The 20,983-nt window shown below is 39.1% G+C and carries 18 protein-coding genes and 1 CRISPR repeat array; of the genes, 8 read left to right on the top strand and 10 right to left on the bottom strand.

The window, feature by feature from the left end:
• Nucleotides 1-451: 451 nt before the first annotated feature.
• Nucleotides 452-775, bottom strand: a complete 324-nt coding sequence (locus HWQ38_RS30400; protein WP_292801292.1) for a hypothetical protein — start codon at nt 773-775, stop codon at nt 452-454.
• An 87-nt stretch (nt 776-862) separates the two neighbouring features.
• Between HWQ38_RS30400 and nifH the strand changes: the two genes are divergently transcribed.
• The gene (gene nifH, locus HWQ38_RS30395; RefSeq protein ID WP_292801290.1) at nt 863-1,753 is read left to right on the top strand and encodes a nitrogenase iron protein; all 891 of its coding nucleotides are present in this window, start codon (nt 863-865) and stop codon (nt 1,751-1,753) included.
• Nucleotides 1,754-1,970: 217 nt separating this feature from the next.
• A CRISPR array of direct repeats spans nt 1,971-2,585; the repeat unit is 37 nt; unit sequence GTTTCAATCCCTAATAGGGATTTTGGTAAATTGCAAT.
• 268 nt (nt 2,586-2,853) lie between these two features.
• On the opposite strand, the gene cas2 is transcribed toward nifH, so the two are convergent.
• The 9 genes from cas2 to HWQ38_RS30350 form a co-directional block, all read right to left on the bottom strand.
• On the bottom strand, nt 2,854-3,141 hold the full coding sequence (cas2, locus tag HWQ38_RS30390) for a CRISPR-associated endonuclease Cas2 (RefSeq protein ID WP_292801288.1): 288 nt from the start codon (nt 3,139-3,141) through the stop codon (nt 2,854-2,856).
• A 30-nt stretch (nt 3,142-3,171) separates the two neighbouring features.
• Nucleotides 3,172-4,176: a type I-D CRISPR-associated endonuclease Cas1d gene (gene cas1d / locus HWQ38_RS30385; protein ID WP_292801286.1), complete on the bottom strand. Its 1,005-nt coding sequence runs from the start codon at nt 4,174-4,176 to the stop codon at nt 3,172-3,174.
• 243 nt (nt 4,177-4,419) lie between these two features.
• Nucleotides 4,420-5,013 (bottom strand): CRISPR-associated protein Cas4, encoded by a 594-nt coding sequence (cas4, locus tag HWQ38_RS30380; protein WP_292801284.1) that lies wholly within the window; start codon nt 5,011-5,013, stop codon nt 4,420-4,422.
• Between the two features lie 31 nt (nt 5,014-5,044).
• Entirely contained in the window at nt 5,045-5,890 is an 846-nt protein-coding gene (gene cas6, locus HWQ38_RS30375) for a CRISPR-associated endoribonuclease Cas6 (RefSeq protein WP_292801282.1), read from the bottom strand.
• Nucleotides 5,880-6,500, bottom strand: coding sequence for a 2OG-Fe(II) oxygenase (locus tag HWQ38_RS30370; protein ID WP_292801280.1), 621 nt, complete (start codon nt 6,498-6,500; stop codon nt 5,880-5,882). The genes cas6 and HWQ38_RS30370 overlap by 11 nt, the downstream gene beginning before the upstream one ends.
• Nucleotides 6,501-6,577: 77 nt before the next feature.
• On the bottom strand, nt 6,578-7,885 hold the full coding sequence (cas3, locus tag HWQ38_RS30365; RefSeq protein ID WP_292801303.1) for a type I-D CRISPR-associated helicase Cas3': 1,308 nt from the start codon (nt 7,883-7,885) through the stop codon (nt 6,578-6,580).
• A gap of 37 nt (nt 7,886-7,922) precedes the next feature.
• Nucleotides 7,923-8,141 carry a DUF5615 family PIN-like protein gene (locus HWQ38_RS30360; protein WP_292801278.1) on the bottom strand — a complete coding sequence of 73 codons (219 nt, stop codon included), beginning with the start codon at nt 8,139-8,141 and terminating at the stop codon, nt 7,923-7,925.
• Nucleotides 8,138-8,389, bottom strand: coding sequence for a DUF433 domain-containing protein (locus HWQ38_RS30355; protein WP_292801277.1), 252 nt, complete (start codon nt 8,387-8,389; stop codon nt 8,138-8,140). Before HWQ38_RS30355 ends, HWQ38_RS30360 begins: the two co-directional genes overlap by 4 nt.
• A gap of 164 nt (nt 8,390-8,553) precedes the next feature.
• Nucleotides 8,554-8,724: a hypothetical protein gene (locus tag HWQ38_RS30350; RefSeq protein WP_292801276.1), complete on the bottom strand. Its 171-nt coding sequence runs from the start codon at nt 8,722-8,724 to the stop codon at nt 8,554-8,556.
• Between the two features lie 118 nt (nt 8,725-8,842).
• On the opposite strand from HWQ38_RS30350, the gene HWQ38_RS30345 reads away from it, so the two are divergent.
• The 7 genes from HWQ38_RS30345 (at nt 8,843) to HWQ38_RS30315 (ending at nt 20,973) form a co-directional block, all read left to right on the top strand.
• Nucleotides 8,843-9,706, top strand: coding sequence for a WYL domain-containing protein (locus tag HWQ38_RS30345; RefSeq protein WP_292801274.1), 864 nt, complete (start codon nt 8,843-8,845; stop codon nt 9,704-9,706).
• Nucleotides 9,707-10,412: 706 nt separating this feature from the next.
• Nucleotides 10,413-11,633: a response regulator gene (locus HWQ38_RS30340; RefSeq protein WP_292801272.1), complete on the top strand. Its 1,221-nt coding sequence runs from the start codon at nt 10,413-10,415 to the stop codon at nt 11,631-11,633.
• Nucleotides 11,634-12,409: 776 nt separating this feature from the next.
• Nucleotides 12,410-12,775, top strand: a complete 366-nt coding sequence (locus HWQ38_RS30335; RefSeq protein ID WP_292801270.1) for a response regulator — start codon at nt 12,410-12,412, stop codon at nt 12,773-12,775.
• A gap of 104 nt (nt 12,776-12,879) precedes the next feature.
• Nucleotides 12,880-13,353 carry a chemotaxis protein CheW gene (locus HWQ38_RS30330; RefSeq protein ID WP_292801268.1) on the top strand — a complete coding sequence of 158 codons (474 nt, stop codon included), beginning with the start codon at nt 12,880-12,882 and terminating at the stop codon, nt 13,351-13,353.
• Between the two features lie 126 nt (nt 13,354-13,479).
• On the top strand, nt 13,480-16,794 hold the full coding sequence (locus HWQ38_RS30325; protein ID WP_292801266.1) for a GAF domain-containing protein: 3,315 nt from the start codon (nt 13,480-13,482) through the stop codon (nt 16,792-16,794).
• Nucleotides 16,795-16,952: 158 nt separating this feature from the next.
• Nucleotides 16,953-17,303 (top strand): four helix bundle protein, encoded by a 351-nt coding sequence (locus tag HWQ38_RS30320; protein WP_292801264.1) that lies wholly within the window; start codon nt 16,953-16,955, stop codon nt 17,301-17,303.
• A 49-nt stretch (nt 17,304-17,352) separates the two neighbouring features.
• Nucleotides 17,353-20,973, top strand: coding sequence for a response regulator (locus HWQ38_RS30315; protein ID WP_292801262.1), 3,621 nt, complete (start codon nt 17,353-17,355; stop codon nt 20,971-20,973).
• Nucleotides 20,974-20,983: the final 10 nt, after the last annotated feature.

The raw sequence follows: 20,983 nt of genomic DNA, 5'->3' as shown, positions 1-20,983 counted from the left end.
TACATCTGTTTGCAACGAAAATCTAAAACTAGATTGAGTAGGATAGTAGCCTTTGTAAAAACTTGAAGTCAATCAAAATTTATCTGGGTATGAGCCAATAAGAGTTGGCTAACCTAGCTAGAGCATTATTCGCCAAAGGCAATTACTCTTGGAGTCTGGGAAGAAAGACTCTTAGTACAGCCTGACAAATCCATAAAAATCGAGAATATTTACTAACTTAGTCTAAGCGGGAGCAAACATTTTCAACCGCGAACTAAGTTGAGGCAGTTGCTGACTTTTGAAACAAAAACTCCAAGCAGAATGGTGTCGTTCCCCAATTTTCAGGAATTTAACCATACTGTCAAAAGTCATTAAGATATTGTCTAAACCAGAGTGTTAGGGGTTGCGTGTGCAAGTATTATCGCACTGCATCTGTAGCTACCTTGGGCTGGAATTTATCATGCTGCATCAATCACGAAATGAGAAGCGCTATAGATGTTCTTGGCGACTTGATATCTGCAAAATCAGAAAAGTTGTAGCGACCATTTAAGAGTGGATTGCAATGCAAGTTGGTTGTGTGGTTAAAGGGATAAATCTGCGTTGATTTTAATTCCTGCTGTAACCACTCTTGAGGCTTGAGCAACCATTTGGATTCTGTTACAACAACTGATAATGTTGAAGTCAAAGTTTTAAAGGCTTCGTTATTAGGAGATAGAGATTTTTTATCCCTAAAGCCATCGTTTCGTGGGTAAATATGTTCTGATTTTAACTGTTTTTGCCAGGGTGCGATCGCCAACAGGCTCTACTTCCCTAAAGCGCCAAGGGTGAACAACTACCATCAAGCTTCAGATTCATCAATAAATCATTGTAGGAAAACACAACCATGACTGACCCAAAGATTAGACAAATAGCTTTCTATGGTAAAGGCGGTATTGGTAAATCTACCACCTCTCAAAACACCCTAGCAGCAATGGCTGAAATGGGTCAGCGCATTCTGATTGTCGGTTGCGACCCTAAAGCTGACTCTACCCGTTTGATGCTACATAGTAAAGCTCAAACAAGCGTTCTTCAATTGGCTGCTGAACGCGGTGCTGTAGAAGATATTGAACTCGAAGAAGTAATGCTGACCGGTTTCCGGGATGTACGTTGTGTGGAATCTGGCGGTCCTGAACCTGGTGTGGGTTGCGCTGGTCGTGGTATTATCACCGCTATCAACTTCTTAGAAGAAAACGGTGCTTACAAAGATGTTGATTTTGTAAGTTACGACGTTTTGGGTGACGTTGTGTGCGGTGGTTTCGCTATGCCTATCCGTGAAGGTAAGGCACAAGAAATCTACATCGTTACCTCTGGTGAAATGATGGCGATGTATGCAGCCAACAACATCGCTCGTGGTGTTCTCAAATATGCTCACACTGGCGGCGTGCGCTTGGGTGGTTTGATTTGTAACAGCCGTAACGTTGACCGGGAAATCGATCTAATCGAAACCCTGGCAAAACGTTTGAACACCCAAATGATTCACTACGTACCTCGTGACAACATTGTACAACACGCAGAATTGCGCCGGATGACTGTTAACGAGTATGCACCTGACAGCAATCAAAGTAACGAATATCGGACATTGGCGACAAAAATCATCGACAACAGGAACCTCACTATCCCCACCCCCATTGAGATGGAAGAGTTAGAAGAGTTGTTGATTGAATTCGGTATTCTCGAAAGCGAGGAAAATGCTGCAATGCTGATTGGCAAAACTGCTACTGAAGCACCAGTCTAAAGTATTGCTAAATAAATAATGGTTTGGGGTAGGCTACAAGCCTACCTTTCATTTTTGCAGGGGATAAAATTTGAGAGTTGCGATCGCTTTCTCAGCCCGGATATGATTGATAGATGTCAACTCCAGTACGCAGACTGGGAGTAATTATGCGAATGCAAGCAATTGCTGGCATTTGTTCTATCAACTAAGAATCCTGCGATCGCTCTTTTCAATTTATGTTTCAATCCCTAATAGGGATTTTGGTAAATTGCAATCCTGCATTTAAAAGCAATCGAGCGCTCTGTGAAATGTTTCAATCCCTAATAGGGATTTTGGTAAATTGCAATAGGCGGTGGTGCTGGGGCTGGCGCAGTGCTAGGCGTTTCAATCCCTAATAGGGATTTTGGTAAATTGCAATTTGAAAGTGATGATCACCGCGATCGCACTTTACGTTTCAATCCCTAATAGGGATTTTGGTAAATTGCAATTTGATAGGGCCAAAAGCTAAAGCATGGCGAGAAACCGTGTTTCAATCCCTAATAGGGATTTTGGTAAATTGCAATAAATTTAAATACTCATTCTCTGGCCTTCGATTTACATGTTTCAATCCCTAATAGGGATTTTGGTAAATTGCAATATTCGTATTCGGAAAGTTTGTTATACCCGAGTAAGGTTTCAATCCCTAATAGGGATTTTGGTAAATTGCAATCTGATTCACAAAAAGGCTTGGTTCCTATAGGAGGAGTTTCAATCCCTAATAGGGATTTTGGTAAATTGCAATTATCCTTAGAATTTTCAGTCGGTGCGCCAGAGATTGTTTCAATCCCTAATAGGGATTTTGGTAAATTGCAATGGCGAGAGGCTGAAAGCCAAGCTGTATTTAGTTTTCAAGGTGCGGTTGCGCGATTCAAGAGCAATAATAGCATTAGAGAATTCGTTTGGCAACAGTGCTAGGAAAATTTAAAAGCTAAAACCCTATTTTGATAAGCATTTCAGAGATTGCGCGGAAGAGGATTAGGCGAATAATGGGTTGAAAGCCTTACTGGAGTTGGGATAGAAGCACTTTTTTGGGGCTGTGGAAATTGTACACCTACCCCTCCGCGCATTTGAGATGCAGAAACCTAGTTAGAAGGGGACTCAGCAAAGAAAATTGTTTCGTCCCGTGGCTGTTCTCCGCCAATACGTTCGACTTTTCGCTGACAACAGGCACAGAGAAAATAAAAGCGAACGCTGTCAGTGTCGGGTTTAATCAATTTAGCTAAACGCGATCGCAGTTTAGCATACTGAGTGTAAGTGATATCGCACTCAAACACACTCAGTTGCATCCATTGGCCGTAAGACTTGAGAACCGAATGGATTTTAGTACGACGCTTATCTTCTGGAATATCGTAGCTGACAACAATATACATGGGGTAGTCGGGAGTGGGAGAAATGACAAGTTATTTGAGAATTAAGGGGGGATATTTATCGATTTGGTTCATGAGGTACTTACTTAATAACCTCGCCTGAATTTCAAAGGCTTCTTGGTAGGTGCATTTGTTTCCCATGACTGGATGTTTGAAATTCGATTGTTTCTTTTGTTCGTAGGCGCGAAGAAATGTATGCAATCCTTCTTTGGTTAAAGACACGGCACCACTAAGCGGTTCGGTGGTAAAGTCAGTTAAGGTGAGCGATCGCTTGTTAATCAGCGACAATACTAGAGCATCCACTATTAAAGGGCGAAATTCTTCCATCAAGTCCAAGGCTAAGGAAGGTCTACCATAACGCTCGACGTGTAAGTATCCTAAATAGGGGTCGAAACCGACAATATTTAAAGCACTTTGCACGTCATGGCGTAGCAATGAATACCCAAAACTTAGTAGGGCGTTAACTGGGTCAGTTGGTGGGCGGCGGCGTCTGGCTTCAAATTTAAATTCGGAGGTTCTAATTAGCTGTTCAAAGCAACCAAAATAGGCTGCACTACCGGCACCTTCTAAGCCTCTGAGGGAATTAATACTGCTAGTTTTTTCTATTGGTGCGATCGCCTGTTCCAATCGAGTGATGTTATTATTCAGATCAACATCAGGATGTTCTCGCTGAGTGCGAAGTAAGCTATGGCGGTAATTTTTTAATTTACCCCGCACAAATCCTCTAACTAAATGTATTGCTGGTTGTGATTCTCCCACAGCTTGCCATTGGGCTTTACGAACAAAGATATTTTTGGTAACTTCGGGTTCTAAACGCCCTAAATATCGTCCATTTTGTGTGAGAAAAGTTAAACAAATGTGACGAGCTAAAAGTTCACTGATAACGGCGGGAGAAACGGTAGCCCGACCTAGTACTACAATTCCCTCAATTTTAATTAAAGGGATATCTAAGATTGTTTTTTGTTCAGCTTTGACGGTGAGACGTTCGTCAACTTTGCCGATAAAAGCATCGGCTTGTGTTACGTAAACTGTTCCCATTTTTGATGACTCCTAGTAATAATTGGTGGTGAAGTAAGAGGATATTTGAAAAGTATTAGGCGAATAGAATTCACTACTACACAAGCAAAGTCCACCTCCGTGGATTAATAATCAAGAGTTTTCTAACCCACGGAGGCGGTCACTGAGCTTGTCGAAGTGTGGGTTTTGTATTTCGACTCCGCTCAACACAAGTCTGTGTAGCCGCGACTTCAAGTCGCCAGGGCTAATAATAAATTGGATGATTTAATTGACTTCTTGATAAGTTTTGACTTTATCGGTTGCTTTGGGTAAACATTGCGAATAAAGACTGCATCCTTGGCAGCGTTTGCTGTAAACTGGTTTTGGCATCATTCCTGTTTCTAGGAGATTTGTGACAGATTGAATAGTAGCGATCGCACTTTGCCGTAACTCTTGATTTATCTCTACTAATTGCCGTTGATGGGATTGTGCATAATAGATATATCCAGTGTTAACTGGTTGTCCTGTCATCTCTTCTAAACATAAAGCTTGGGCACAAACTTGCAATTCATCATTATCCCATTCGCCTTTGCGTCCCCGTTTATATTCAACTGGGTAAATTTCACCTGATTCTGCTTCAATCAAATCAGATTTTCCAATTAACTTGTATTGCTCAGACTTCAGCCAAATTGCCCGAACTTGCCAAGTTTCTCCTCGCTGTATATCGCCTGTAGTGTGGACGCGATCGTGTAAACTTGTGCCTTCAATTGTGTATTGATTATCGCTAAATTCGCCTGCACAAAACATCCGCCAACAGCGATGCGGACAATAGGCGTATTGATTCAATGCCGCGATGGAAACATAGTCGATGTTATTCATAACTTAGGTATTTTTTAAATTATTATTGAAATTAGGGAGCATACAGCCGCTGCGTCATCCCCATACCCATTGTTGTTTTTCGTCCAATTCCTGCATATAAACCAAAGTCAGCTAATGCGTTAATTTGCTTAATTTGTATCGGTTGAATTTCTCCCAAAACCTTATAGTTAACTTCGCCAAGAATGCCAATAAATTTGCTACGAGAGTCAGCTAATATTTCTGTATGAATGTTGACAAAAGACGGAAAGATTGACTCGATCGCAATGTGATTAAATTCTATGCCACTGTATTTATTCCACCGCGAAAGTAGGGAATTGAAGACAGATTCTCTAGTAGGAAGGGTGCTGTCATACTGTCCTTGACGGAAGGCGGTAGGCGTGGAAAATGTAAGGTTAATAGAAGAATTGTAATCGCTGGCTTCTTCGTATAATTGAGCGTAGGTGCTAGCATTTGCCCAAGGTTGAATAGATTGGGGTGTACCTTGAATGCTGGTAATATACAAGTCAGCCGGGCCAAGATGCCAAGGGCGATTGGGATTAAGATTTAGCCAGAGTTGGGTAAGTTTGCTAAATAGAGTGTCATCTAATAAAGAGATGCGCCACCAACAAGGTGTTCCGGCGAGAATGGGTTGTTGATGTGAGTATTGCAATTTAGATCCCCCTTTACCGCCCTTCAAAAGGGGAGAGTTTGTATTACTAATTTGTAGAGGGGAGAGGGTGAAAGCTTTATCAGCAGTAGAATCATGCAAGCGATCGCCCAATGTGCTATCTACAGAACTAACAAGGGTTAAAAATAGGGCGTGGAGATGTCTACCTGTGAGAAACTGTGGTGGAATGGGTGATTGAGGTAGCAAATTCAACACTAAACTATGAGGCATATTTTCTCTTTTTGGTTGTAGACTGAGTGCTTCTTGACTCTACAGTAAACTCTGGAATTTCCTGGAGTTCAGCTTCACTCAAACTATACTGTTCACAAACTAAACTTAAGCGATTTCCTGGAGTTTTCACAGCGTTAACTGAATGGGTTAAATCACCTTGAAAATAAACTAAAGTATTGATTTGGGGCTTAATTTGCCCAAGTTGGCGTTTGTGCGATCGCAATACCAGTTCTCCCCCTTCCATATCTGCTGGTAGTCGCACATATAGGACGCTAACAACCGCAGGTGGTTCAATGGTTTTGCTATAGGAACGTAAGGAGCGATCGATATGTGGATCGACGCGGGAGCCTTCCTTTAGCTGTAAAGGATTGAGATAAAAAGCATTACAATTCGGCTGGAGAGCCAAATCTAAGTAAGGCTTGAAGTAGGGAAACTGCTGTTCTACTTTTAGTAATCCAGAGCGCTGAAACACTACGGAAAACCCTTTAGTGGCGACAAAATCGCGGTTGAGGTTGTTGATAGAAAAGTAAGGACAAGCTTGGATTTCTCCCCACAAGTTGTTTAGGTAATCGTTGGTGAAGGCGTTAGGTTGTTGTTGATAGTGTTTCACAGTGGATGTGGGAGAAATATACTTATAAATTGATGTTCAACAAATTCTCGCACTATTTGGTGCAAGAATTTAATTAGTTATCCCGCAATAAAAACCTCATCATCTGGAAGACGTAGCTGTTTAAACTTCATTGCCATTGTTAAAATTCCTGACAAGCCTGTAAAGAATCTATATTCTTTCTCCATATCATTGCAAACAATGTTTATTGGATAAGAAATAATTCCTTGCTTGTTTAATTGAAAAATAACAGCAGCATTTGTTCTTGGGCAAATAATTACTCCTGGTAAAAGATACCTATTCAAAACTTGTATTAGGGGCGTGGGTCGTATTGCTCCTCCAGCACTACGGATAATTTGGCAATTTTTGAAAGCTGTTAGTTTGTTCAGTTCTGTACTGATAAATTCTTGCCAGTTATCAGTGTAGTGTAATTCAAAACTCAATTGATAAGTTTCAGTAGCACGACTGGTGACTTCAATATAATCACCATTTTGGACAAATTCGTAATAGCGTAATAGGTGAAAAGGATCTAGTTTTGTTTCCTCCGATTCATCTAGAATAAAACCATTAGGGTCACGGATGGAAAGACTTTCAAACACACTAGAACGAAAACTAAATAAAGGTGCATAGATCGTACTAAAAACTTCAGCAAATTCTTTTAACTCAGCTAGTGCATCTTCATCTTTGTTAAATAAATCTACGTATTCGTCTAAAGTTGTACGTCCAGCTTGTAAGTCATCCCAATCTTCAGAAAATTTAGCCTTGATAAAGGTTCTGACAAAAGCCTGACCACCTTTGATATACTTCCAATCCTTTTTAATTTCTTTGGGAGTTTTTTTAGCAATAGTTTCAGCGCCTCGTAAAAGCTTCATTCTGTAGCGATAATCATCCCAAGTTCTGTTTCCTTCAAAAATAGATTTTAGAGTATTAAATAACTCCAAAATCAATTTTTCCTCAGCTAAACCTTCAAGCATTTCTTCCAATTCCAACAAGGGACGGGCAATTTCTAGAAATGCTTCTGAACGCCAGTAAGCTTTTAAAAAAGGCTTGTCTAAGCAGGGAAGTGTTTCAAGTAAGTCTTTTAGCGCTGTACGTCCCCCAGTAGTATCTAGAGAGGTTAAACCTTCTTCCCAAGCGTTAGCAGGTAAGTAAGCAATAGCTTCTGAATAAATATTAGTTTCAGATTTACTCAGAACACGCCCTACTCTACCAATTCTCTGCCAAAATGCGGCGCGATCGCGTGCTGAAAAAATCAACCAATCTAAATTTTGCCGTTTCGGTTTAGGGTGTCTTTCAAAGTTAAATCCTACATCTACAGTGCTAGTAGCTAAAATGATTTGACATTGCATAGCCCTTTGTCTATCTTTTTTGGGTGCAGGGCCAGTTATACGCCCGATGTCATCACCAACCCCATGTTCGCATTAACTAAGAGCAAGATACCACAGTGAGGATTTCCCCAATTGCTAATTCTCCAAAATCTTTATCAAGGGTGACTAAAATCCTACCTTCACGATAGGCGGTTGCTAAAATTTCCTCGTCACCTGGATCTTTTGGCCAATCTCCAGACCAAACTACATCATACCCAGCCGTTTGTAAATCGGTACGCACCCTAGCATTAATGCAAGTATCTAGCAGTATTTTCACTTTGGGTACTCTATCAATAAAGGTTCAACTCGTTCATGACCAACTAACCTTCGTGCATAGACTAAACAGGCTTGTACATCTTCCCGTTCTAACCAGGGATAAGCTTCTAGCAAAGTTTCAATAGTATCTCCTACTGCTAACATTCCTAAAATATGTTCAACAGCTAGACGACGACCTCGAATTATCGGTTTACCACCAAAGATTTGGGGGTTAAATGTGATTCTTTCTAGTAATGTTTGTTCCTTCATGGTTTATACGATGACCTTTAATACAAGGTTTACCGAAATAAATATTGGAGTCAAGGGAAATTCTGGACAGCAAATAATCATCGGTCATGGTCCTTGACCTCACTAGCTGCTTTTTCAGGAAATGGGAGTAGCAGTAACTACTCCCGATAGGTGAGAAATACTGTTTATACGATCGCTTTTGACTCTACTACTAGCCGCCACTCTCGTTGTTGGCCTTCAATACGACGATCTTCAAAGATATAACCTCGTTTTCTCAGAACATACATGGTTGCAGAGAATCGATGGCTAATTTTCTTGACCAGTTCCTCGGTAGAGTACCAGGAAGCATCGGACATAAGCCGAAGCATACGATCTGGATTGTGTTTTTTGGTATTGAAATTATTGATTAACTTGGTATACATATAAAATAACTGTAAATACCATTTATGTCAATAGTGTAATTACAAACTCTAGATGCCGAGAAAAAAAGAAACGATTACACTGTCAATCCCGCCAGGAACTAAGGAACAACTAGAAGCGATCGCTCGCCGCCTCAATATCACTTGGGGCAAAGAACCCAGTATTTCGGGGTTAATAGTGGCGATCGCCCAACAATCCGTAGAGGTTGGAAAACCCTTCACGCTGGACTCTAACCAAGTTAATGCTTTACAGAAAGCGATAAAAGCCCTGAGTGATGCAGGTCAGATAGGGGAAGCTCAAACTATACTTACACTTTTGTTGGAGCGAGGAAATTTAGATGTAGCAATCCGCCAATCTTTACTCAAGCAAGCAAGTAAACTCATAGAAACATGGCGAAGTCAAATAGATGAATATAGGAAAAATCAACAGCCCTTTCACCTACTTTATGACAATTCTCAAGGGAAAGAACTACAGTACACAGTACGTTACGCAGAACCACGCTTCTTTGAGACACGCTTTTATTTAATGATTTGGTGTGAAGAAACAGAGGATGTAGAAAATTTGATTCCTGATTTGCCAGAACTTTGGCACAACCGCAATTTAATCTTTGATAAAATCCGCTCAATCGTACCTGCAAGCGGCGAATGGCGAGAAGGATTAGACGATATAAAAGTGTACTTGCACTTTCGAGGTTGGATGGTAAAGTCTTATCAACGTAGGGAAGATGACTTAGAAGACGAAATGATTGGGGATGTGCGTCAAGTGGTGCGGCGGGTTGTCAACGAGTTTTGGCTGATTCGAGAAGTTGCACGTTATTGGGAAGATTGCGTGATTGTATCACCAGAGAGTCTGCGCGATCGCCTAAAACAAAAACTCTCCACCCTCTGCCAGTTGTACAATATCGAAACTAAGAGTTAAATTTTAGTAGCCATGCCAACCCCTTAAGAGAAGATGAGTTGAGCTAATTGAACACTATTGTATGTACGTGGTTCTTTTTTGAGACATTCTTCCAAAAAAACTATGTCCTCTTCCTTATATTTTGATTTTCCCCCTCGACCTGGCAACTCCCAAAGGCTCTCTAGACCAAGCGTTCCCTAAAACTAATATCAATTAAGAAATGTAAATTTAAATCAATATTTTTACCAAAAGCAAAAATATCTGGAGACTGCTAATTATTTTTTAAACGAAAATTCAGGAGTTATACGGATATAATTCAGTACGGAAGTTATTAAAATAATATATTAATACTAAATTCATCATCATCTGGACTATAGTAACCTACTGGAGTTATGAAATATTAGCATAAAATTAAAGTCTTGCCAATAATAAACTCTGTAGTAGATGACTTATTTACTAGCAAGATTTTTTCTATCTTTCCCATCTCTCTTGCTTTTAATAATCTTGATTTAGGCTGCTATATCCCAAATGTATTTCCACTTACTGACATAAAGTTCGTCCATTTTCAGATATGGAGTAGTACGGACAAGATATCGGCTACTACCTGCATCTTAGCAAGATGTTCTCCCTTCTAGTTCTCAAAATAGATGCGATTTATCTATCTGCTGACCACTATATAGCTAATGTGTGTTTTTCAAGGGTTGGCTTTTAATAAAAGGAACAAACTATGTCCCACCGGGAAGTTATTTCAAATAATCTAGTAAATGAATTTCAAACTTGTACTCAGCTGCAATATAATGGCAAATTAAATATTAAGAGTTCAAAGGGCAGCAAATGGACTTTTTACTATCGGCTGGGACGCATAGTTTGGGCAACAGGGGGAACTCATCCCTTCCGACGCTGGCGTAGACAGATGGCTCAAAATTGTCCTCAGATTGATGTTGATAAGTTGCAGTTGCATTTGCAAGACCTATCAATCGATTACTGGGATTATCGCCTTTTAGAAATCTTGTATAAAAAACAGAAAGTTCATCGGGAACAGATTAATACTATTGTCGATAACACGATAGCAGAACTATTATTTGACGTAGCTATGCAAGGAAATTTTGCTTCTATAAGTTGCAATCGCAGCCAAGAAGTTATCTTAGAAGCACCAATGAGCTTTACAAGTACAGAAATGTCTGTAAAGCAGATGCAAGACTCGTGGAAAATTTGGTCAGAAGCTGGTCTAGCAAATTTTTCTCCTGATTTGGCCCCAATTCTGCGGCGACCAGAAATACTCCAGCAGATGGTAAGTTCATTTGTCTATAAAAACTTTGCCAATTTAATCAACGGCAAATTTACTCTGCAAGATTTAGCCGTGAAAATGAAGCAGGGTGTATTCCCACTCACGCGTTCGTTGTTTCCCTATATCCTTAAAGGAATCATTGAATTGGTGGAAGTACCTGACTTGCCTTTAGGAGTTACTAAAGTCAACAATAACTCTACCACCACACAACCAAAGAAGCGGATTGCTCCACTAGTAGCTTGCGTCGATGATAGCCCTCAGGTATGTAAAATGCTAGAGGATATTATCACTTCCAATGGATTGAGGTTTGTCAAGATTCAAGATGCTGTACAAGCTCTACCAATCCTCATTCAGGATAAACCAGACCTGATTTTCTTGGATTTGATTATGCCAGTTGCCAGTGGTTACGAAATTTGCACTCAGTTGCGACGAATATCTACCTTTGCCAACACACCAATAATTATATTAACGGGCAATGATGGTTTTTTAGATAGAGTTCGTGCCAAGGTAGTCGGTTCTACAGATTTTCTCACTAAACCCGTGATGCCTGATAAAGTGATGGCTATAATACGTAAATATTTACCTACAGCGAGTGTATCCATCGACAAGAATAAATCTAATTTAGAAATTTTTAATAAGAGGGAATTAGACGCTAAATAAGTAAGTCGGCGAGAAAAATTCAATGTAGATGAAGAAATATAAATTTGAATTAGGGGAGCCACTCCCTTGCACGGGTTTCCCGCGTTAAAGCAAGTGGCGTTGTGTTATGCCGTAGGCTAACGCACCTTGAATTGTTTACGCTCACTTAGAAATAAGAATTAAATAACATACAATTTATGTCTCTGGCTTACCTCACCCTCACTCTCTCTCCGATATATTGGAGAGGAAAGCTAGAGACAGGATGAAGTTTTCCATTTTATTTAATCTACCTACGCTCACTACTTATTTATAAATAAAATATTAAGTGTAGGGTGTGTTAGGGACTTCCAAATAAAAAAATATCCCAAAACTGACGCAAAAACCCTCTTTATTTCTCCTCTCTCTGTGTTCTCTGTGTCTCTGTGGTTCGTTTATTTGGATAATTTATTTCTTGGAAATCCCTTAGCACAGAAAGTATGGCATCATTCCAGGCTTTTGTGCCGTACTCTCGTCTAACACACTCTACAAGACTAGTAAGGTTTTTTCAAAAACAATTTACGATTTCTATATTAAGTTATATTTAGTACGTATTTTCTCTGAGGTTGATACGTAAAGATTGAGTCAAAATTAGACAAATACAAATTTTTGTATTTATACCAGTCCTGTTTGAGTTGTGAAATAGTGGTTAAGGCAAAGGGGCTAGTCTCTAGTCCCTTCCATGTCTTTGTTGAGGAATCATTTAGGATTTGTATGTGTAATTTGTTCACATTCTAAGAAAGATATAACGAGTAATTGCCATGAATACTGTTTTAGTTGTTGAAGATGGCTTAACCGATATGGAAATAATCAGCTGTTACTTGCAACAGGCAGGTTATTCTGTGATTAGCGCCACAAGTAGTGAAGAGGTTCAAGACAAAATAGATAAAAATAAGCCAGATATAATATTTCTCGACGTAATTTTACCGGGTAAAAGTGGGTTTGAAATTTGCCGAGAATTGAAAAGCAATCCCAACACTATCAAAATACCTGTGGTTTTTTGCTCTACCAAAAATACTGATGTAGATAAAATTTGGGGTAATATGTTGGGCGCTGATGGCTATCTATCAAAACCGATTGAACGAGAGGAATTAATGATAATGTTGAACCGATTGATTAATAAGTAAGAATGCCAGAAAGAAACCGTCAATAATAGTCACTACTTCTAAATTAAATAATAATTACAAATAGTGGCTAAAGATAAATCATCAAGAGCAAAGGATTAATAACTTTGGAAACCAAGGAAAAGTTTTTAAGTTTTAATTTGGGAGTAATGGATACAGCCGTAATTTCGTTACAACACATCATAGAAGTTTTACAAGTACCATTACCTGAAATATGTGGCGTTCCTCAAATGCACAGTAGCATCTTGGGTATTTATAACTGGCGCGGTGAGATGCTTTGGTTAGTAGATTTACAGGCAATGTTAGGTTATCCGCCAATTTCGCAAGAATCAAATTTAGTTTCAAGAATGATGGCGATTGTTCTGGAAAACAAGGGTAAGTATTTGGGACTATTGGTGCGACAACTTCTAGATATTGAATGGCTGGATACTAAGCAAATGAAATCAGCAACTACTGAATTATTTTATCCGAAAATATCACCTTTTTTGCAGGGATACTTTATTAATGATTCGGAGGAGATGATTTTTAATTTGGATGCTATAACGATTATTCAAGCTCCCATATGGGATATTCATAATTGAACATTTGTTAATGGTTGATTAGGTATAGTATTTTGATAATTACTAATCCTTTATGACCAAATACTAATCAATTCTTACCTGCTAAATATCAAATTTCTACCCATAACAAGTTTTGAGGTCAATCAAATGGTAATTGTCAATAAAAAGAGCAATGTAAATGAGCATCTAATTTCTGAATTAGTAAATCAGAATGGGAACGCTAATATAACAAATATTGCTAGCGATGAAATATCTTTATTAAATGCGATCGCAGAGGAATTTAAACTTTGGCGGAGACGGTTGGAAGACATCACAACTCATCTGCGCCAAGCTCCAGATATTGATAGTCTACTCAAAGCCACTGTAGCGCAGATTAGAGAAAAGATTAGTTGCGATCGCGCCTTAATTTATCAGTTTACTTCTCTGGAATCAGGTAATGTTTTAGCAGAATCTAGAAGACTAGGTTGGACACCGACTTTAGGCGAAAATATTCCAGTAATTATTTTTGGCTTATATACCAATCAAGACTATATAGAACCTGTAGTTATTGACGATATCAATCAGATACAACTTACACCTTATCAAAAGCAACTGCTAGATAAATTTCAAATTCAAGCTAGTTTGAGTTTACCGATTGTAGTAGAAGGTAAAATATGGGGTTTATTGGTAGTAAATAATTGCTCTTCAATGCGGCAGTGGCAAGAGGTAGAAATTACCCTATTATCTCAAATTACCACAGAATTAACTTATAAATTGCAGAGCTTTGAATTTCATAAAGAACTGCAAAATCAAGTACAGGTAAAGAAATCAATAGCTAAAGTTATTGAAAAGATTATCCACGGATCAAATCTTGATAAGATATTCCAAACAACCACTCAAGAAATCCGCCAATTCCTCCGATGCGATCGCGTCGGTGTTTATCGCTTTAAACCAGACTGGAGTAGCGAATTTGTGGCTGAGTCAGTGGGTAATAATTGGGTAAAAATGGTCAGCCCTGATTTGAAAATGGTCTGGGAAGATAGCTACTTCCAAGACACTCAAGGAGGACGTTTTGCCAAGGGTGAAAGCTTTGTGGTCAAAGACATCTATAAAATGGGTCATGCCCAATCCTACCTTGATTTTTTAGAGCAGTATGAAATGAAGGCTTACATCATTGCACCTATATTCACTGGAGAGAAATTATGGGGCTTGCTGGCAGCTTATCAAAATTCTGGGTCACGTGACTGGCAACCTTGGGAAGAAACTTTTTTGACTCAGATTTGCTTACAATTTGGTGTGGCAATATCACAAAGAGAATATGTAGAGCAAGTGCATAAAAAATCTGATCAACTAGCTCAGATAGTCGAACAAGAGAAAGCTTTAACCAAGATAGTCAACCGCATCCGACAATCCTTAGATTTAGATATAGATAGCATCTTCAAACCAATTACTCAAGAAATCCGCCAATTACTACGATGCGATCGCGTCGTAGTTTTTCGCTTCAATCCCGACTGGAGTGGTGAATTTGTCGCTGAGTCAGTGGGTAATAATTGGATAAAACTGGTAGGGTCTGATATTAAAACTATCTGGGCAGATACCTGCATACAAGAAAATCAAGGAGGTCGATATACCCAAGGTGAAATCTTTGTTGTTAATGACGTCTATAAGATGGGTTATTCTCCCTGCCATGCTGAGAAGCTAGGGGAGTTCCAAATTAGAGCTTATGTGATTGTACCTATATATTCTGGGGAAAAATTGTGGGGCTTGCTGGCAGCTTATCAAAACTCAGGCTCTCGTGATTGGCAACCTTGCGAAGTCAGCTTTTTGGCTCAAATTGGTTTGCAATTGGGTGTAGCCATATCACAGGCAGAATATCTTGAACAAGTGCGAGTCAAATCTAGACAATTAGCTCAAATAGCGGAACAAGAGAAAGCACTCAGCAAGATTAGCAACCAGATCCGGCAAACCTTCAATGTGGAAGATATTTTCAAGACAACCACTGAACAAGTACGGCAATTACTGCGATGCGATCGCGTCTCAGTTTTCCAGTTTAATTCCGACTGGAGTGGTGAATTTGTCTCTGAGTCAGTAGCTCATGGTTGGGTAAGATTAGTCGGCCCCGATATCAAAACTGTCTGGGCAGATAGCTACATCCAAGAAACCCAAGGAGGTCGATATGCCAAAGGTGAAAGTTTTGTTGTAAATGACATCTATCAGGTAAATCATTCTCCTTGCCACATTGAAGTTTTAGAGCAATTTGAAATCAAAGCTTACATAATTGTACCTGTATTCTCTGGGGAACAATTGTGGGGATTGCTGGCAGCTTATCAAAATTCTGGAGCTCGTGATTGGGAAGAATCCCAAGCCACTTTGTTAGCACGTATTGGTAGCCAGTTAGGACTGGCATTACAACAAACCGAATATTTGCAACAAGTACAAGCGCAGTCAGCAAAATTAGCAGAAGCAGCAGCACGAGAAAAGGCAGCCAAGGAATTACTACAACAACGATCTATTCAACTCCTAATAGCCCTTAAACCCGCCCTCAGTGGCGACTTAACGGTACGCGCACCGATTACAGAAGACGAGCTAGGCACGATCGCTGATGCTTACAATAGTACTCTGCAAGCGCTGCGGCAAATCGTTGTTCAGGTACAGGGGGCTGCTCAACAAGTTGCTCAAACTTCTAGTAATAGCGAGGCTTCACTAGCCGGATTGACCAATCTGGCACAACAACAATCTGAGGAAATTACCGCAGCTTTAGGTGACATTCAACAGATGGTGGACTCTACTCAAGCTGTGGTGGCGAATGCTGAATTAGTTCAACTAGCAGTGCAAAAAGCCAATCAAACTGTAGAGTCTGGAGATACTGCGATGAACCTAACAGTAAAAGCAATCCAAGGGATTCGTGAAACCGTTGCTCAAACCAGCAAAAAAATTAAACGCCTCAGCGAATCCTCACAAAAAATCTCCAAAGTGGTGAATTTGATTGGTAATTTTGCCACACAGACAAACGTACTGGCTCTGAATGCAGCCATTGAAGCCACCCGTGCCGGTGAATATGGCAAAGGCTTTGCAGTTGTAGCTGATGAAGTCCGTTCTTTATCTCGCCAGTCAGCAGCAGCAACCATCGAAATTGAAAAATTAGTCCAGGAGATTCAAGCAGAAACTGGAGAAGTTGCAGTAGCGATGGAAACTGGGATTCAGCAGGTAGTAGAAGGTACAAATCTTGTCAGTGAAACTCGCCAAAACTTAAATGCGATCGTTTCTGCAACTGCCGAAATTAGTCAGTTAATCGAACGAATTACCGCAGCGACTCAAAAACAAATGACGCAATCTGTAACAGTAACTAAATCAATGCAAGATGTAGCAGGAATTGCTAATAAAACTTTTGCTGAATCTCAAGAAATTGCTACTGTGTTCCAAGATTTATCAGGGATGGCAAAAGATTTATTAACAACTGCTGGTAAGTTTAAAGTGAATTGATAAAAAGTTAGGAGTTAGGAATTAAGAGTTAAGAGTTAGGATTTATTGGTCAAAGCATTAGTTACAGAAATCAGGATTTTCTTTGTTTCTTTGCCAATTAAAAAATGCTTTGACCTTAATAAATTGTAAGTTTTGACTTTAAGAGAGGAGAAGAGTAATTGGCAGAGAGTATTATTCAACAGAAGAGTTTTAAATTTGCTTTGGAAATTATTCACCTATATATTAAACTGCAAAAACAACGGGAATATGTGCTTTCTAAGCAATTACTACGCAGTGGAACAAGTATTGGCGCAAATGTTGAAGAAGCTAGTGGAGGTCAAAGTAGAAAGGATTTCTTGGCAAAAATGTATATTGCCTATAAAGAAGCTAGAGAAACTAAATACTGGCTACGTTTACTACAACAGTCTAATTTAGTAAATATTGATTTAACAAATGAATTAATCTATGCAGACGAAATTATTCGGATTTTGAGTTCAATAGTCAAGACAACTGAGCAATCAATTGGTTGAGCAACTCCTAACTCCCAACTCCTAACTCCCCACTTCCCACTCCCCACTTATGATCACAGATAACGAAATTCGTGAACAAGGATACATCTACTTTCTGGCTGAAGCCCCAGAATTAATCCAAATTATTGAACAAGAACTATTTAGCTTATCAGAAGATTATAGCATTGCCAAAGTTCACAACTTAATGCGAGCTACTCATACACTTAAAGGTGGAGCTGCTAATGTTGGGCTAGAAGTAATTAAGATAATAGCCCATTTTTTAGAAGATGTATTTAAAGCTCTTTATAATCCAAAAGTGGTAATTGATGCCGAATTACAAACACTTTTATTGCAAGGTTACGAGTGTCTGAGCATAGCATTAAATACTGAGCTAATAGGCAGTAGTATTAATGATGAAGAACTGATCAATCGAGCAACTTCAGTCTTTGCACAGTTGCAAGAAAAACTGGGTGATGCTTTTGGTGCGGAATCTCATATTCCCACTTCTGAAGAATTAGGATTTGATATTGTGCAATCCGTTTTTGAAGTGGGAGTAGAACAACGTCTAAACAGTCTTGCCGGTGCTGTTAACAATCCACCAAATAGTGGCGATTTTATCGAGTTTTTACACTCTCAAGCTGAAGTGTTTTTCGGCTTGGCAGAATCTCTAAATTTACCTGGATTGGGAGAAATTGCCCAAACAATTCTGTTAGCGCTGCAAGCAAATCCTACCCAGGTGCAGCAAATTGCAGAAATTGCCCTTGCAGATTTACAACAAGCACAAAAATTGGTACTAGAAGGCGATCGCACATCTGGGGGAGAAAGTTCTCCAGCTTTGCGAAAACTCACGACAGTTGCAAATAATGAGTTATCTGGAGAATTACAAAATAATTCATCTGCTGGCACATTTATCATCAATGAAGAACAATTTTACCAGTTTATCACTACATCTGATAATACTAAAAATGAATCGGTAAAGCCAACAACTGCCCAATTTTATTTAAAAGTCATTCGCTACATTTTTGGCTGGTTTAATCACCAGATGGAAATACCAGAGCCAGAACTCAGTTTGACTTTACTGATTCCCACATTAGAAACAAAAAGTCTACTTAATTATCTCGACAACTGGCTGAAAAAGTTTCTCGATTTTCTTCAAGATGAAGACGATAGTCAAAGTATTTGTATTTATCGGCGCGGAATTATCTTAATTATCCTATTTGCAGTTGCAAAATTTCAATATTCTGTTAACCCATCTGACAGCTACCTGTTAGTAATTAAAATCTTACAGAAGCAAATTCATACATTAGCACAAGAATATAAAAATTATCCTCCTATTACTGCCAAAGAGAAAAATTGGCTTGATAGTCCCAAGTTACAAACACTGTTAGTTTTTAAACAAATATCTAAATCGGTATCTCCTGAAGCAACTGATAACTTACTAGAAGCAATATGGGGAGAAGAAGCTAGCGAAAACCTTGCGGCTGAAGTTGTGAGGAGCCAGACTGATGATTCTTCAGAAAAGCTTGATTCATTAACTGTCATTGAGCCGGTAGTTTCTGAAACAGCTATTGAAATCATGCCTGATTTAGCTACACAAATTAACAAAGAAATAGAAGAAAAATCACAGTATGTTCAAACTAAAAATTTGCGTCAACCTTCATTTATCCGAGTAGATACAGAGAGACTGCAACACCTCAATTATCTAGCGGGAGAATTGCTGATTTACCAAAAACGGCGTAGTTTGCGAGATGAACAAGTCAAAGAAATAATTGAGCAATTAGTACAGCAACTGACTAGACACCAAACAACTTTAAATGAATTAGGTGATTTACCATTACAAGTACAAAATATTAGCTCACAACAAACGCAAGATTTTGCAGTGAAATTTGACTCTCTAGAAATGGATATATATACAGAATTCCATATGACATTGCATGAAGCAATAGAAGAGACACTGCAACTACAAGAAACCACAGAGTCTCTTGACTTGCTTCTAACGCAAGCTGCTCAAATTAGTGACAAACAAGAGAATTTAACTCTTAATATTATAGATAGCTTAGTAGAAGCACGAATGTCACCTTTGGGCAATATTCTAAATCGCTTTCCCCACATGGTAAATAAGTTGGGGAATGTTTATGCCAAACTTGTAGAATTGAAACTTACTGGTACTGCGGTACTAGTGGATAAAGCGATCGCTGAAAAGCTCTACGATCCCTTATTACACTTAGTGCGTAATGCTTTTGACCACGGGATTGAAACTCCGCAAGTTCGCCGAGAGTTTGGTAAACCAGAACAAGGTTTAATCGAAATCTGCGCCTATCATCAGGGTAGCCAAACTGTTATCGAAGTTCGGGATAATGGTCAGGGATTGAATTTAGACAGAATTCGTAGAAAAGCTGATGAATTTTGTCTCATAGAAACTAAAGAAAAAACTAGCAGTTCTGCTTCTAATCTAGCTGAATCTGAACTTTTAGATTTGATATTTTCGCCTGGATTTTCTACTGCTGGTAAAGTGAGCGAAATTTCTGGACGCGGTATGGGTTTAGATATTGTGCGTACTCAGATGCACGCACTTAACGGCTCAGTTTCAGTACAATCCTTCCCCAACCAAGGAACAATATTCATACTCAAAATTCCTTTTTCTATGACTACAGAAAAATTAATGCTAGTTCAAGCCAAAGGTGTTGTTTATGCCCTTCTTTTGGACAGTATCGAAAAAATATTGATTCCCTCTGAACAACAGATTAAAGAAATTGAAGGTAAAAAAGTCTTGCATTGGAACACAGAGAATGATGAGACTATGGTCAGCATTCGTCAACTTTCAAAGTTGATTAATTATAATGGTTCATTCATTAGTAGTGCTACTCCATACAACACATCAAATACTCACGACCCAAGCATAGGGAAAAATCCGGTGCTTTTGCTCCGACGAAATCAGGCAATGTTTGCTTTAGAAGTTGACCAAATAATTGGTGAACAAGAACTGGTAATTAGACCTTTAGGAAATGCGATCGCACCACCAAAATACATTTATGGTTGTAGTAGTTTCGCTAATGGTAATCTCATCTTAGTGATTGATGCTTCATTGCTGGTGGATTCTAGCGATATTCAACAAACAACACTTGATATCAGGCCGCTACCAATAGCTTCTTTGTCAAATAAAAAAGCTTTGCCGATATCAGGACACAATTTTTCATCTACACCATTACTTACTCCATCTACTTCCACAACAACTATAGAAACCCAGCCCAGTTATTCTCAAGAACCAGATAATAAATCACCAAAAGTTGTTTTAGTAGTAGATGACGCAATTAGTCTTCGGCAAACTCTCTCTCTGACTCTGCAAAAATTTGGTTATCAAGTAATACAAGCTCAAAATGGTATAGAAGCTCTAGAAAAGTTGCAGTTATATCCAGAAATACAAGTTGTCGTCTCGGATTTAGAGATGCCACGAATGAATGGTTTTGAGTTGTTGAGCAATTTCCGTCAATACCCGAATCTAGCAAAAATCCCTGTAGTGATTCTCACTTCTCGCAGCGCTGAAAAACATCGCCAGCTTGCCCAAGAATTGGGTGCAAAGGCTTACTTGACCAAGCCTTATTTAGAGCATGAGTTTCTTTCTACAATTAAGGGTTTAATGAATAGTAATACAGATGATTTGAACCATTCACTCCTGGTGGCAAATCATTAATAATTTGGGA

Source organism: Nostoc sp. NMS7, assembly GCF_017115085.1.
Taxonomy (GTDB): domain Bacteria; phylum Cyanobacteriota; class Cyanobacteriia; order Cyanobacteriales; family Nostocaceae; genus Nostoc.
Note: the sequence above shows the minus strand (reverse complement) of the source record. Positions and strands in the feature narration are given on the sequence as shown.

Coding starts and splice junctions, on each gene's coding strand:
- HWQ38_RS30325 (WP_292801266.1), top strand. CDS start 13,480: ATGGTAATTGTCAATAAAAAGAGCAATGTAAATGAGCATCTAATTTCT.
- cas1d (WP_292801286.1), bottom strand. CDS start 4,176: ATGGGAACAGTTTACGTAACACAAGCCGATGCTTTTATCGGCAAAGTT.
- cas6 (WP_292801282.1), bottom strand. CDS start 5,890: ATGCCTCATAGTTTAGTGTTGAATTTGCTACCTCAATCACCCATTCCA.
- HWQ38_RS30350 (WP_292801276.1), bottom strand. CDS start 8,724: ATGTCCGATGCTTCCTGGTACTCTACCGAGGAACTGGTCAAGAAAATT.
- HWQ38_RS30335 (WP_292801270.1), top strand. CDS start 12,410: ATGAATACTGTTTTAGTTGTTGAAGATGGCTTAACCGATATGGAAATA.
- HWQ38_RS30315 (WP_292801262.1), top strand. CDS start 17,353: ATGATCACAGATAACGAAATTCGTGAACAAGGATACATCTACTTTCTG.
- HWQ38_RS30340 (WP_292801272.1), top strand. CDS start 10,413: ATGTCCCACCGGGAAGTTATTTCAAATAATCTAGTAAATGAATTTCAA.
- cas2 (WP_292801288.1), bottom strand. CDS start 3,141: ATGTATATTGTTGTCAGCTACGATATTCCAGAAGATAAGCGTCGTACT.
- HWQ38_RS30345 (WP_292801274.1), top strand. CDS start 8,843: ATGCCGAGAAAAAAAGAAACGATTACACTGTCAATCCCGCCAGGAACT.
- cas4 (WP_292801284.1), bottom strand. CDS start 5,013: ATGAATAACATCGACTATGTTTCCATCGCGGCATTGAATCAATACGCC.
- nifH (WP_292801290.1), top strand. CDS start 863: ATGACTGACCCAAAGATTAGACAAATAGCTTTCTATGGTAAAGGCGGT.
- HWQ38_RS30355 (WP_292801277.1), bottom strand. CDS start 8,389: ATGAAGGAACAAACATTACTAGAAAGAATCACATTTAACCCCCAAATC.